Below are 13,069 nucleotides of genomic sequence, written 5' to 3'. Positions count from 1 at the left end.
CATGGCCAAGCACGGAATGGAGAAGTCCACGATGGAGGACAGCATGACCCCCGAGTTGTTGCTCGATGGAATCCGGGACACCCGGCTGGTCGCGATCGTGCGGGGCACGGAGGGTGCGGCTGCCGCGAAGGCGGCCCTCGCCGCGATGGAGGAGGGCTTCCGGTTCGTTGAAATTGCCCTGACCACGCCCGGCGCCCTGGAGGCAATCCGCGATGTGCGGGCGGCGGCACCCGCCGGCTGCTTCGTCGGGGCGGGGACCGTCCTGACCGTGCAGGACGTGGAGCGCGTCGCTGACGCCGGCGGCCAGTTCATGGTGACGCCGGCGCTGGCGGAGTCCATTGACGCGTCGGCGCGGCGGGGCATTCCGGTCCTGGCCGGGGCGCTGACGCCCACCGAGGCCTACGAGGCAATGGGCCGCGGTGCCACGGCGGTCAAGCTCTTCCCCGCTTCCATCGGCGGGCCGCGCTACCTCAAGGCGCTCCGTGACCCGTTTCCGGACATCCCGTTCATCGCGGTAGGCGGGGTGGGGCTCGACGAAGCGGCGGGATACTGGGAAGCCGGCGCAATCGCCGTCGGACTGGGCGGGCCGCTGTTCGGCGACGCCGGCTCGGGCGGGGACCTGGCCCCGGTGCGGGAGCGTGCCCGGAGCTTCGTTGGCCTGGCCGCCGATTTCGGCCGCCGGACCGCTGAGGCGGGCTCCCGGTGACGGCCGCCGTCGACCTCCTGACCCTGGGCGAATCCATGGTGTCGCTGAGATCGGGCGGCCCGCTGTCCGCCGGCGGCAGCCTGTCGATGCACGTGGCCGGTGCCGAATCCAACGTTGCAGTCGGTGTGGCACGCCTCGGCCACGGAGTGTCGTGGGCAGGCGTGGTGGGAAGCGACCCGCACGGCCAGTTCATCCTGCGCCAGCTGCGCTCCGAAGGCATCGGACTGCATCACCGCGAAGATGCTGCGCGCAGCACCGGGGTGATGTTCCTGGAGCAGCGGACCGCAGATGTCAGCCGCGCTTACTATTACCGCTCGGGATCGGCCGGGTCCACGCTCAGCATCCCCGACGTGGATGCCGCGCTGCGGGACGGCGCCAGGGTGCTCCACCTGACCGGAATCACCGCCGCCCTCGGCCCTGAGGCGCGGCGCGCAGTGGAGTACGCCGCCGAACGCGCCGCAGGGGAAGGCATCCTGGTTTCGCTGGACGTCAACTACCGGGCCAAGCTCTGGTCACGGGACGAGGCACGCGCCGCCCTCGCCCCGATCGCCCGGCACGCCACGATCGTGATCGCCTCGGAGGATGAACTGGACCTCGTGGCGCCTCCGACTTCGGATCCCGGCGCGGAACTGATTTTGGATCCCGGTGCGGGTCCGGGTGAGGATCCGGCAGCGGGCCTTTCCGACGCCGCCGAAGCCCTCCTCGCGAAGCGGCTGCTGGAACAGGGCGTGCGGGAGGTGGTGGTCAAGCGCGGTGCCGCCGGTGCCGGCGCCTACACCGCCGACGGCCAGTGGGAAGTGCCGGCCGTGCCGGTGACCAGCATCGATACCGTCGGCGCCGGGGATGCCTTCACCGCCGGCTACCTCTCGGCGCTGCTCGACGGCGAAGACGTGGCCGGGCGGCTGCAGCGCGGAGCCCTGGCGGGAGCCTTCGCCGTCAGCACGGCCGGTGACTGGGAAGGCCTCCCGCGCACCGGGGAACTCGCGCTGCTGGGCAACCACGTTGCCGGAAGCACCCAGCGCTAGCCTGACGGCCTGGCGGCCGAAACGTTCATTGTCGACTTAGAGAAAGCCTGGACCTGTTGTGAAAATCATTGCCGCGGAAGTGTTCGTGACGAGCCCTTCCCGTAACTTCGTGACGTTGCGGATTACCACCGAGGACGGGGTGACCGGCATCGGTGATGCGACGTTGAACGGGCGTGAGCTCGCGGTGGCGGCGTACCTGAAGGAGCACGTGGCGCAGCTGCTGATCGGGAAGGACCCGCACCGGATCGAGGACACCTGGCAGTTCCTGTACCGGTCCTCGTACTGGCGGCGGGGTCCGGTGACGATGGCCGCGATCGCGGCGGTGGACATGGCGCTGTGGGACATCAAGGGCAAGCTGGCGAACATGCCGGTGTACCAGCTGCTCGGCGGGGCGTCGCGGAACGGTTTGCGGGCCTACGGGCATGCCTCGGGTGCGGACATCCCGTCGCTGTTTGATTCGGTCCGGGAGCACCTGGAGCTCGGCTACAAGTCCGTCCGGATCCAGACCGCGGTGCCGGGGATCAAGGCCGTCTACGGGGTGGCCGCGCAGGCCCAGGCCTCGGGCGAACGCTACGACTACGAGCCGGCCGGGCGGGGCGCGTTCCCGGTGGAGGAGGACTGGGACACCCGCGCGTACCTGCGCCACCTGCCCACCGTGTTCGAGGCGGTGCGGAACGAGTTCGGCCCGGAGCTGCCGCTGCTGCACGACGGGCACCACCGGATGACGCCGATCCAGGCCGCGAAGCTGGGCAAGGCGCTGGAGCCGTATGACCTGTTCTGGCTCGAGGACTGCACCCCGGCGGAGAACCAGGAGGCGCTGCGCCTGGTCCGCCAGCACACCACCACCCCGCTGGCGATCGGGGAGATTTTCAACACCGTGTACGACTACCAGAGCATCATCAAGGAACAGCTGATCGACTATGTCCGGGCCGCGTCCACCCACTTCGGCGGGATCTCCCCGCTGAAGAAGGTGATGGATTTTGCCGCGCAGTACCAGATCAAGTCCGGCTTCCACGGCCCGACCGACATCTCCCCGGTGGGCTTCGCGGCGCAGCTGCACGTGGGCCTGGCGATCCATAACTACGGCATCCAGGAATACATGCAGCATTCCGACGCCACCAACACGGTGTTCGAACAGTCCATGACGTTCGTGGACGGCTACCTGCACCCGGGCGACAAGCCGGGCATCGGCGTCGAATTCAACGAGGCGGCCGCCGCCACCTACCCGTACCAGCAGGCCTACCTGCCCTACAACCGCCTCGTCGACGGAACGGTCCACGACTGGTGACGGGGCTGCGCCGGTAAGCACTGAACCGGATTAAGCCCTGAGCCGGCCGGTGTCCTGAACCGGCTCAGGGCAGAATCCGCACCTCGAAGCCGTCGGTCTTCGCGATCAGCTGCCGGCCGTGGTTGCCGTCGAAGCGGAGCCACATGACCGACGAATCCCAGGACGCGTCCTCCACCTCGGCAGTGCGGACGTGCAGGCCGTCGCGCCGCAGCTCAACGGTCCGTCCGACCAACATGTTCCAGTCGTCGCTGGCGTGGGACATGCGCATTCCTTCCGTACGGTGCCATGCCTGCCCAACTGAGTAGCAGCACACGCTGTTCTGAGGGCTGAGAACGGCGCGTGCTGCTACCCAGTTGGGCCGGGGCGGGCGGATCAGTGGTTTTCGACGGCGCCCACAGGCTGTGCGCCCACGGGCTCGGCGCCCGCAGGACTGGCGACGGCGGCAACGGCCGCGGGCGTCTTGGCTGCCGGCCGGGGCTCCTCGGCACTGTCCGACGGGGCCGTCTTCCACTTGAACCGTTTGGCGATGGTCGATCCGCCGCCGCTGCGGTTCTTGTTGAAGATGTCGAAGCCCACTGCGAGCAGGAGCACCAGGCCCTTGATGAGCTGCTGGTAGTCGGTGCCCAGGCCCAGGATGGACATGCCGTTGTTGAGCACGCCCATGATGAGGCCGCCGATCATGGCACCGGCCACCGTGCCGATCCCGCCCTGGACTGCGGCGCCGCCGATGAAGGCCGCGGCAATGGAGTCCAGTTCGAAGCCCGTGCCGCCCGCCGGCTGGGCCGAGTTCAGGCGCGCCGTGAACACGAGTCCCGCCAGCGCGGCGAGCACGCCCATGTTCACGAACAGCCGGAACGTCACGGCTTTGGTCTTGATGCCGGAGAGCTCGGCCGCGTGGAGGTTGCCGCCGATTGCGTAGGTGTGCCGGCCGAAGATGCTGTTGCTCATCAGCGCCGAGTAGGCGATCACCAGGACGGCGAGGACGATCAGCACAATGGGGGTGCCGCGGTAGCTGGCGAGGAGGAACGTGATGGTCAGCATGAGCACGGCGATGAAGGCGGTCTTGGTGGCGAACCAGGCCATGGGCTCGTTTTCGAGGTTGAACTTCCGGCGCACGCGGCGTTCCTTGATGGACTGGAACAGGATCGCGGCGGTGCCTCCGACGCCGAGGATGACCGTCAGCCACTCCAGCACCGAGGTGCCGCCGGAGATGTCCGGGAGGAAGCCGCCGCCCAGGGCCCGGAGTTCGTCCGGGAACGGGGTGATCTGCTGGTTCTTGAGCGTGATCAGCGTCAGGCCCCGGAAGATGAGCATGCCCGCCAGTGTCACGATGAACGCGGGGATGCCCACGTAGGCAATCCAGTAGCCCTGCCAGGCCCCGACGAGCGCGCCCACCAGCAGGCAGGCCGGGATGGCGATCCACCAGGCCCAGCCCCAGTGGACGATCATCACGCCCGATACGGCCCCGATGAAGCCCGCAATGGAGCCGACGGAGAGGTCGATGTGGCCGGCAATGATGACCATCACCATGCCGATGGCCAGGATCAGGATGTAGCTGTTCTGGACCACCAGGTTGGTGACGTTCTGCGGCTGCAGCAGGATCCCGTCTGTCAGGACCTGGAAGAGCAGGACGATCAGGATCAGGGCGACGAAGATGCCAACCTGGCGGAGGCGGCTTGTCAGGAAGCCCAGGGATTCTCGTAGGGCGGACATATTCGCTATTCCTTCTCTTGGGTCATGTAGTGCATAAGTGATTCCTGGGTGGCTTCTGCGATAGGCACTTCGCCGGTGATGTGCCCCGCGGACAGCGTGTAGATCCTGTCGCAGATGCCCAGGAGTTCGGGGAGCTCGGAGGAGATCACGATGACGGCCTTACCCTCGGCGGCCAGTTCCGCGATGATCGTGTAGATCTCGAACTTGGCGCCCACATCGATGCCGCGGGTCGGTTCATCGAGGATCAGCACGTCCGGGTCCGAAAACATCCACTTGCTCAGGACCACCTTCTGCTGGTTGCCGCCGGACAGCTTTCCCGTGATGGCCGCAACCGAGGGGGCCTTGATGTTCATGCTGGTCCGGTACCGGTTGGCCACGATGGTCTCTTCGTTCCTGTCCACCCACCCGCGCTTGGCCAGCTTTCGGAGGGCAGCCATCGAGACGTTGCGCTTGATGTCCTCGATGAGGTTCAGGCCGTAGTGCTTGCGGTCCTCCGTTGCGTAGGCGAGCCCGTGGCGGATTGCCTCCGACACGGTGGAGGTGTTGATTTCCTGCCCGTGCTTGAACACTTTCCCGGACACGGCGCGGCCGTACGTCCGGCCGAAGACGCTCATGGCCAGCTCGGTCCGGCCGGCTCCCATCAGGCCGGCGAGCCCGACGACCTCGCCCTTGCGGACATTGAGGCTGGCGTTGTGAACCACGGTGCGGGTGTGGTCCTGGGGGTGCTGCACCGTCCAGTCCTCGATCCGGAGGACCTCTTCGCCGATGCTGGGCGTGCGCTCCGGGTAGAGGCTTTCGAGGTCGCGGCCCACCATGCCGCGGATGATGCGCTCCTGGGTGATCTGCCCCTGGTCAAGCCGGAGGGTCTCGATCGTCCTGCCGTCCCGGATGATGGTGACGGCGTCCGCCACCTTCCGGATCTCGTTGAGCTTGTGGCTGATGATGATGCTGGTGACGCCCTGGCCCTTCAGGTGCAGGATGAGGTCCAGCAGGTGCCCCGAGTCCTCGTCATTCAGCGCGGCCGTGGGCTCGTCCAGGATGAGCAGCTTTACTTCCTTGGAGAGCGCCTTCGCGATCTCGACCAGCTGCTGCTTTCCGACGCTGATGTGCTGGATCGGTGTCACCGGGTTTTCGCTGAGCCCGACCCGGGCCAGCAACTTGGCGGCCTCAAGGTTGGTCTTGCGCCAGTCCACCCAGCCGCGGGAGGCCAGTTCGTTGCCGAGGAAGATGTTCTCCGCGATGGACAGGTACGGGCTCAGCGCCAGTTCCTGATGGATGATGACGATGCCGCGCTTTTCGCTGTCGCTGATGGTGGAAAAGTCACACGGCTCGTTTTCAAAGAGGATGTCGCCGTCAAACGTGTTGTGCGGGTACACGCCCGACAGCACTTTCATGAGGGTGGACTTCCCTGCCCCGTTTTCACCGCAGATGGCGTGGACCTCGCCGCGGTTCACGTCCAGGGTGACGTCCTGGAGGGCTTTCACACCGGGGAAGGTCTTGGTGATTCCCCGCATTTGAAGAATGGGTACGTTCATGTTCAATTCCCGCAGATTGGTTGGAGCCGGACTCCTGCTGATGCAGGGCCCCCGGGAGGGTGCGGCCAGGACGACGCCCGGCCGCACCCGCCACGGCGGCTACTTGATGTCGGCCTCCGTGTAGTAACCGGAGTCGACGAGTTCCGGCTTGTAGTTGTCCTTGGTGATGATCACGGACTTCAGCAGGAAGGAGGGAACCACCTTGACCTTGTTGTTGTAGGTCTCGGTGTCGTTGGTTTCGGGCTGCTGGCCCTTGAGGACGGCGTCAACCATCTTCACTGCCTGTTCGCCCAGCTTGCGGGTGTCCTTGAAGATGGTGGAGTACTGTTCCCCGGCGATGATGGACTTCACCGAACCCTTCTCCGCGTCCTGGCCGGTCACGACCGGCAGGCTGCCCTTGGAGTAGCCGCCGGTGCTGGTCAGCGCTGAAATGATGCCGATGGACAGCCCGTCGTACGGCGACAGCACGCCGTCGAGCTTCTTGCCTGAGCTGTAGGCGGCGGTGAGGATGTCCTCCATGCGCTTCTGCGCGACGGGTGCCTGCCACCGGAGGATGGCTGCCTGCTCGAACTTGGTCTGGCCGCTGGGCACCTTGATGGTGCCGGCGTCCATGAACGGCTTGAGGGTGTCCATGGCGCCGGTCCAGAAGAAGTTCGCGTTGTTGTCGTCCGGGCTGCCGGCGAAGAGTTCCACGTTGAACGGGCCCTTGCCGTCCACCTTCTTGCCGCTGGAGTCCATGAGGCCCAGTCCGGTCAGGAGGGAGGTCGCCTGCTGGACGCCCACCGTGTAGTTGTCGAAGGTGGTGTAGAAGTCGACATTCGGCGTGCCGTTGATCAGGCGGTCGTAGGCGATGACCTTGACGTTCTGTTCCTTGGCCTTGGCCAGGACGTCCGTCAGGGTGGTGCCGTCGATGGCCGCGATGATCAGTGCCTTCGCGCCCTTGGTGAGCATGTTTTCAATCTGCGAGACCTGTGTGGGGATGTCGTCGTTGGCGTACTGAAGGTCCGCCTTGTAGCCGAGCTTGGCGACGGACTCGGAGACGTTCTTGCCGTCGGCGATCCACCGTTCCGAGGTCTGGGTGGGCATGGAGATGCCCACCAGGGCGCCGGCAGCATCTGCGCTGCCGGACGGGGCGGCGGCACCGGGCCGGCTGCCGCAGCCGGTTGCCCCCACGGTGACGGCGAGGACGACCGCAAAGGCGCCCAGGAGTTTCTTGATACGCACTTGTTCTCCTTCCGCGGCTGACTCGTGCCGCGAATTGGTGCTGGGTCGAAGGGCATCTGCGCCTTCCGACGGGACCGGCAGTTGGCGTTGCGACTCACGTTGTGAGCGCTAACAACACGAGAATAGCCTACTCCCTGATTGTGAGTCAATTCACATGCGCTGACGCCCGGCACCGCGCTCAGCGCTGCGGCGGAAGGGGCCTGTTGGAAAGCGGGCTGCCGGCCGAAACCGGCCGGCACCCCGCCGGCGGCTGAAGCGGTGAGCCGCGCTACTGCAGTCCGGGGACGCCGTCGTGGATCTGGAAGGAGGCCTTGGTGCTCACCGGCGAACCGGGGGCCACCACGTAGTCCAGGACCCGGAAGTCGGCCTGCATCGAGTCCTTGGTAATGGTGGTCCGGACGTACCCGCGCTGGTCGTTGAAGAACTTCAGGTGATCGTTCCAAGCCATAGTCGGGTCCGTGACCGAGCCTGTTCCGTTGCCCGTTGAGGTGACGGAAGTGCACACCAGTTCCGATCCCACCACGGGCGCATCCGGGTTCTTGTAATCCACCTTGACGTTGTTGGCCCAGTTGCGGTGGACGTCACCGGTAAGCACGACGGCGTTGCGAACCTTCGCGTCCACCCAGCCCGGGGTGATCCGGCGGCGGGAAGCGGCGTAGCCGTCCCAGCTGTCCATGGACATGTCGTCGATGTCCGCGGCCGCGTTGCGGTCGCGTTCGGCGAAGAACACCTGCTGGCCCAGGACGTCCCAGCGGGCCCGGGATTTCCGGAACCCATCCAGCAGCCACTGCTCCTGTTCCGCGCCGGTGATGGTGCGCAGAGGGTGAACGCAAACGTGCGGTCCGGCTACTTCGAGGGCTGCGGGACTTCGCAGGCGATCTTCGGGTTGGCGCCCATGTAGTTCAGCGGCCCGGCGGCGATGGTCACCGCCACGGTGCCGGCCTCGGCGCACGAGGCAGGCGAACCGCCGAAGTAACCGCGCTGGAATGCAGCGAAGGCCCCGATGAGGAGCCAGATGATCAATAGCGTTCCGACGATCCTCATGGCATCCTCCGTAGCTGCGTCGCCACCAGTGTGAGTCCATTATCCACCGGGGCCCTGCTGTGGGACAGGGCCCGGATGCGGGGCCGGATCCAGGACGCGGCGCCCTGATCCGGGCCCCGGATCCGGCAGCGTCAGCTCGGCTCGGTGGTGTCCACGGGGGTGTCTTCTGGGACCTTGCAGTGGCTGGGTACTGCACGGTAACAGCGCTGCGGTGCATCCGTAAGGCGCCGCCGGATACGCCGTTTTCCCGCCCGGCGTTTCCGCAACGGGGATATTCTTCATCAGAGAACGGTTTCCCCTCGGCGCACAGGCAAGGCTTCCAATGGCAGAAGAATCAGCGGGCAAGGCGGGCTGGTGGCGGACGTTCCACGACAAGTTCGTGGTCGAGGAACGCTATATGGACCCCGGAGCGAGAAAAGCGCTCTACGCGACCGCGGTGGTCCTGATCCTGGTGGGCGCCGCCATCTTCGTCGTGTCTCTGGTCGGCGTCCTTCAGCAGGATGGATTGGCGAGCGCCGACGAGTCAGCGCGAAGATGGCTGCTGACGCTGCGCTCCGATGCACTGACCGTCGTCATGATTGTCCTTGCGGTCATATTCGGGCCCGTTGCGCTGCCTATCATCGTCCTGGTTGTCACCGTCGCATGGGGGATCCTGGCCAAGCACGCCTGGCGGCCCATTTTGCTGGCCGCCGCGATGGTCACGGGCGTGGGGCTGGCGCAGCTCATCGGCCATTCCGTTGGGCGTGACCGCCCGCCTGTGGATCTCATGCTCTTCGGGGCCGACCACACCTTTTCCTTCCCTTCCGGCCATGTCCTGGGTGCCTCGGATTTCCTGCTGGTGACCACGTTCCTGGTGTTTTCCCGGCGCAAGTCCAGGTCGGTCGTCGTCGCATTTGCCGTCGCCATTATTGGCGTGTTCCTGGCAGCGGTCAGCCGGCTCTACCTGGGCTACCACTGGGTGAGCGACGCCGTTGCCTCCGTGGCGCTGTCCCTTGTGGTGGTGGGCGCCGTCATCGCCGTGGATACGTGGCGTACCGCCCGGGTTCGGGGTGAAGCCATCACTGGCGAGCTGTCCAAGGCCGATTCCCCCTCGGACTGAGGACGGCACACGGGTGTCCGGCGAAGATTGCCGTGGCCGGCGCACGGTGCCACAGTAGGGCATGGCCACTGAAGCCGACGTCCGCCGCATCTGCCTCTCGCTGCCGGGCGTCACGGAACGTCCCAGCTGGGGCCAACCGGCCTGGTTCGCAAAGACACTGATGGCCCGGATCTGGGAAGAGGGCGTGCTGACCGTCAAAACCGGGGAGCGCGAGGCGCTCGCGGGCACGGATCCGGAGGCATACTTCTGGACGCCGCACCACGAGAGGTCGCCGCAGTTGGTGCTCGTCCGGCTTTCAAGGCTCGACGGCGACGAACTCGCCGAGCTGCTGGAGGAGTCCTTCCTGCTTGCTGGCGGACGGAGCTGAGCGGCAGTGCGGCGCGGCGGTACGGCGCCGGGGGAGCTCAGACGCCGCCGGGCCGCCGCGAACTTCGGGAGCGGGCCCGTTCCAGCTCGCGGCGGAGCCTGGCGTTGTCCACCTCGAGCTCGAGCACCCTTGCCACGCCCGCCAGGTTGAGCCCTTCGTCCAGGAGCTCCCCGATCCGGCGCAGGACCGCCAGGTCCGACTCGCTGTACTGCCTGGTTCCGCCTGAGGTCCGCTCCGGCGTGAGCAGGCCGCGGCGCTCGTACAGCCGGATGTTTTGCTGGCCGGTACCGAGGAGTTCCGCCACCACGGAAATGGCGTACAGCCCCCGGCCGCCGACTTGATCTGCCACCGTTTCCCCCGGTCTGGAAAATTTTCGAAATAGTCTCTTGCACCAAGTTTGTCACCAGTGCTATAAAAAATCTATATCCACTACCATAGATCTGGGAGTGGGTTGCCATGAACACCTACATGCTGAAGGAGTGGGAAATGATGTTAATCCGTACCGACCCGTTCCGTGAGCTGGACCGGCTCACCCAGCAGGTCTTCGGAACCGCGGCACGTCCGGCTGCCATGCCCATGGACGCGTGGCAGGAAGACGGCGAGTTTGTCGTCGCCTTTGACCTGCCCGGCGTCTCGCCCGACACCGTGGACCTCAACGTTGAAAGGAACGTCCTGACAGTCAGGGCCGAGCGTCGCGACCCCACGCAGCCCAACGTTGAGCTGGTGGTTGCCGAGCGGCCGCGCGGAGTCTTCAGCCGCCAGCTGATTCTGGGCGACACGCTCGACACTGAGAACATCAAGGCCACCTATGATTTCGGAGTGCTGACGCTCCGGATCCCGGTTGCCGAACAGGCCAAGCCCCGCAAGATCGCGATTGAGAGCAAGGGCCAGCAACACGAGATCGGAAAATAGCCGTCGTCGCTATGGGAGTGGCTTCCGGTCTCCGCTTTCCGGCCTCCGGGCTTCGGGCGGAACCGGAAGCCGCACCCAAACTCTCCAGCAGGGGACCCTCATGTCCAGCACCCTTCCGGATCACTACGCGGTGTTGCACGTTCCCCGCAGTGCCACGCAGCAGGAGATCGCCCGCGCCTACCGTTTCCTGATGCGCACGCATCACCCTGACCTGGGCAGCGGGGAAGCCGTGCCGGCCGAGCTGCAGCGCATCATGCAGGCCTTCTTCGTTCTTCGGGACCCGGAACGCCGTAGAGCCTATGACCAGGAAAGCGCCCGTTCCGCCGCCGACGCCCATGCTGCCGGCCGGAATACCGGCGATCCGCGGAACGTCCCCGTCCGGCTCGTCCGGCACCCGGATCCGCCACTGCGGGTCACCCCGGTCCGGTCGGAGAGCGGTCCCTGGGCCTGAAACCCTGCGTCCCCTGTCACTGTGCTCCGCGCCATGTGCACCGCGTCATTGCGCCCCGGGGTGGAAGGGGCCCGGCCCGCCGAAGCCAGGTCAGCCGAAGCCCGGCCCGCCGAAGCCCGGCCCGCCGAAGCCGTCGCCGTCGCCGGGGCCACTGCCAAGGAGGCTCCGGGTGAGGGCCTCGCCGTCGGCCATCAGCCCGTCCACCGCCTGGCCCAGGTGTCCGTCGGCGACGGGCACGCCCTCCAACGCCGCGGCCACCACGGCGCGGCGCACAAGTTCGCGGGCAAACGATGCCGTGGTGCCTTCGGTGCGCTCGGCGGCATCCTGTACTGCAGCAGGACTGAAGGGGATTCCGCGGGCATACAGTTTCACCAGCTCGGTGCGCTCTGACGGGGCCGGAAGGGGGATCTCCACGGCAAGGTCCACTCGGCCGGGACGCTGTGCCAGGGCGCGCTCAAGCATGTCCACGCGGTTCGTGGTGAGGACGAACGCAACGTCGGCGTCGCTGTCCAGGCCGTCCATGGCGTCCAGCACCTCGAACAGCAGCGGCTGCGGTCCGTGCCCGAAGCTCCGGTCCTCGGCGATCAGGTCGCAGTCCTCAAGGACCACGATGGAGGGCTGCAGTGCCCTGGCCATGGTGGCGGCTTCCGAGATTCTGGCCAGTGATCCGCCGGACAGGAGGATGGCGGTGGCGCCCTCACTCTGGCTCAACAAATACCGCACGGTATGCGTCTTTCCCGTGCCCGGCTTGCCGTAGAGCAGGATGCCCCGCTTGAGGTGCTGCCCGTATTCGCTGAGCGACTCACGGTGCTCGGCGATGCCGAGGGCATGGTCCGACACCTTTTGCAGCAGACCGTCCGGCAGGATGACATCAGAGGCGGCCAGGGCCGGCCGGGCATGGAACGTTACCCCGGCGGCGCTGGGACCGTACTCGCCCATGACGAGGGAAATGACCTGGCCCTTCAGGACACTGCGGTGCTGCATCTGCCTGCGGAACTCGGACAGGAAGCCTGCGGCGTTCGTGGTGTCGCCTGCCAGGACTTCAAGGGACGCGGATTGCCGTCCGTACCGGGGGTTGGCGTCCCGCTGCAGCACGGCGACCGGTCTGCCTCCGTGCCTGAAGAGCCACAGCCCGAGCGCCACCGCCTGCCGCTGCTCATCCGGCCCCACGGCGAGGTTGGTGTAATCGGGCTGGGACAGCGGGAACTGGGGGAAGAACTGGGATTGCTGCAGCATGTCGCTCAATGACTGGTGGTGGCGCTGGTCCCCGCCGCCGACGCCCACGAGCTGGAAGCCCTCATCCGCGCCGGCAAGTTCGGCCATCAGGATGTCCGCATCCACGAACCGGTGCGGCGGAATCTCCTCCACCACAACGGACAGTGATTCGGCGGGTGTCCCCAGATGGTCCGTGAGCGTCGTCAGCAGCTGGGTTCCGGCCCGGACCCGGTGCTGACCGGACTGCGCGAGTTCCACCAGCCGGGCAAAATTGTCGATGAACTTCCCCAAATTTTCATCCATGCGCAGACCCTACCAGTGCCATCAGCCGAAGCCTGCGGATCCCCCTGCGCGCGCCCGTCCGCCGGAGCAGGAAGACCTCGTCAGCCAGCACCGCCTGTGCCATTCTGGAAGGTACCGCAATCCACGAAGCCATCGAAGGAGAAGGCCTGACGTCCGGACAGGGTACATTCAGCAAACCGTAGATTCA

14 protein-coding genes and 1 pseudogene are annotated in these 13,069 nt (G+C 66.4%); 7 read left to right on the top strand and 8 right to left on the bottom strand.

Features of this window, described 5'->3' with window-relative positions; translation table 11 throughout:
• The first annotated feature begins 1 nt into the window (after position 1).
• From ASG92_RS00225 to manD, 3 genes are read left to right on the top strand one after another with little or no spacing between them, the layout of a single operon-like run.
• Entirely contained in the window at positions 2-706 is a 705-nt protein-coding gene (locus tag ASG92_RS00225) for a bifunctional 4-hydroxy-2-oxoglutarate aldolase/2-dehydro-3-deoxy-phosphogluconate aldolase (protein WP_240986941.1), read from the top strand.
• A complete protein-coding gene (locus ASG92_RS00220) occupies positions 703-1,731 on the top strand; it encodes a sugar kinase (protein WP_240986940.1) in 1,029 nt (342 codons plus the stop codon). Before ASG92_RS00225 ends, ASG92_RS00220 begins: the two co-directional genes overlap by 4 nt.
• 58 nt (positions 1,732-1,789) lie before the next feature.
• Positions 1,790-3,019 carry a D-mannonate dehydratase ManD gene (gene manD / locus ASG92_RS00215; RefSeq protein WP_056622750.1) on the top strand — a complete coding sequence of 410 codons (1,230 nt, stop codon included), beginning with the start codon at positions 1,790-1,792 and terminating at the stop codon, positions 3,017-3,019.
• Positions 3,020-3,083: 64 nt separating this feature from the next.
• Here manD and ASG92_RS00210 read toward each other — a convergent pair whose 3' ends face one another.
• The 6 genes and pseudogenes from ASG92_RS00210 to ASG92_RS00185 form a co-directional block, all read right to left on the bottom strand.
• On the bottom strand, positions 3,084-3,281 hold the full coding sequence (locus ASG92_RS00210; protein ID WP_056622747.1) for a hypothetical protein: 198 nt from the start codon (positions 3,279-3,281) through the stop codon (positions 3,084-3,086).
• 110 nt (positions 3,282-3,391) lie between these two features.
• Complete coding sequence (gene mmsB, locus ASG92_RS00205) at positions 3,392-4,732, bottom strand: multiple monosaccharide ABC transporter permease (RefSeq protein WP_056622744.1); 1,341 nt, start codon at positions 4,730-4,732, stop codon at positions 3,392-3,394.
• Between the two features lie 5 nt (positions 4,733-4,737).
• Positions 4,738-6,267 carry a multiple monosaccharide ABC transporter ATP-binding protein gene (mmsA, locus tag ASG92_RS00200; RefSeq protein WP_056622742.1) on the bottom strand — a complete coding sequence of 510 codons (1,530 nt, stop codon included), beginning with the start codon at positions 6,265-6,267 and terminating at the stop codon, positions 4,738-4,740.
• A gap of 99 nt (positions 6,268-6,366) precedes the next feature.
• A complete protein-coding gene (gene chvE / locus ASG92_RS00195) occupies positions 6,367-7,491 on the bottom strand; it encodes a multiple monosaccharide ABC transporter substrate-binding protein (RefSeq protein ID WP_056622740.1) in 1,125 nt (374 codons plus the stop codon).
• Between the two features lie 268 nt (positions 7,492-7,759).
• A pseudogene (locus ASG92_RS00190) lies at positions 7,760-8,308 on the bottom strand (alkaline phosphatase D family protein); the annotation flags it as partial.
• Between the two features lie 29 nt (positions 8,309-8,337).
• Positions 8,338-8,535, bottom strand: coding sequence for a hypothetical protein (locus tag ASG92_RS00185; RefSeq protein WP_056622739.1), 198 nt, complete (start codon positions 8,533-8,535; stop codon positions 8,338-8,340).
• Between the two features lie 322 nt (positions 8,536-8,857).
• On the opposite strand from ASG92_RS00185, the gene ASG92_RS00180 reads away from it, so the two are divergent.
• Both ASG92_RS00180 and ASG92_RS00175 read left to right on the top strand, forming a co-directional pair.
• Positions 8,858-9,634 carry a phosphatase PAP2 family protein gene (locus ASG92_RS00180; RefSeq protein WP_056622736.1) on the top strand — a complete coding sequence of 259 codons (777 nt, stop codon included), beginning with the start codon at positions 8,858-8,860 and terminating at the stop codon, positions 9,632-9,634.
• 61 nt (positions 9,635-9,695) lie between these two features.
• Complete coding sequence (locus tag ASG92_RS00175) at positions 9,696-10,001, top strand: MmcQ/YjbR family DNA-binding protein (protein WP_056622733.1); 306 nt, start codon at positions 9,696-9,698, stop codon at positions 9,999-10,001.
• 37 nt (positions 10,002-10,038) lie between these two features.
• Here the strand turns inward: ASG92_RS00175 and ASG92_RS00170 are convergent, their stop codons facing one another.
• On the bottom strand, positions 10,039-10,350 hold the full coding sequence (locus ASG92_RS00170; RefSeq protein WP_056622732.1) for a MerR family transcriptional regulator: 312 nt from the start codon (positions 10,348-10,350) through the stop codon (positions 10,039-10,041).
• A 140-nt stretch (positions 10,351-10,490) separates the two neighbouring features.
• Between ASG92_RS00170 and ASG92_RS00165 the strand changes: the two genes are divergently transcribed.
• Complete coding sequence (locus ASG92_RS00165; protein ID WP_056623800.1) at positions 10,491-10,913, top strand: Hsp20 family protein; 423 nt, start codon at positions 10,491-10,493, stop codon at positions 10,911-10,913.
• A 100-nt stretch (positions 10,914-11,013) separates the two neighbouring features.
• The gene (locus tag ASG92_RS00160; RefSeq protein ID WP_056622731.1) at positions 11,014-11,364 is read left to right on the top strand and encodes a J domain-containing protein; all 351 of its coding nucleotides are present in this window, start codon (positions 11,014-11,016) and stop codon (positions 11,362-11,364) included.
• Positions 11,365-11,454: 90 nt separating this feature from the next.
• Here ASG92_RS00160 and ASG92_RS00155 read toward each other — a convergent pair whose 3' ends face one another.
• Positions 11,455-12,882: an ATP-binding protein gene (locus tag ASG92_RS00155; RefSeq protein ID WP_056622730.1), complete on the bottom strand. Its 1,428-nt coding sequence runs from the start codon at positions 12,880-12,882 to the stop codon at positions 11,455-11,457.
• Positions 12,883-13,069: the final 187 nt, after the last annotated feature.

It is taken from the genome of Arthrobacter sp. Soil736 (genome assembly GCF_001428005.1).
Lineage (GTDB): Bacteria > Actinomycetota > Actinomycetes > Actinomycetales > Micrococcaceae > Arthrobacter.
The sequence above is the reverse complement of the archived record's forward strand: the minus strand, read 5'-3'. Positions and strand labels throughout refer to the sequence as shown.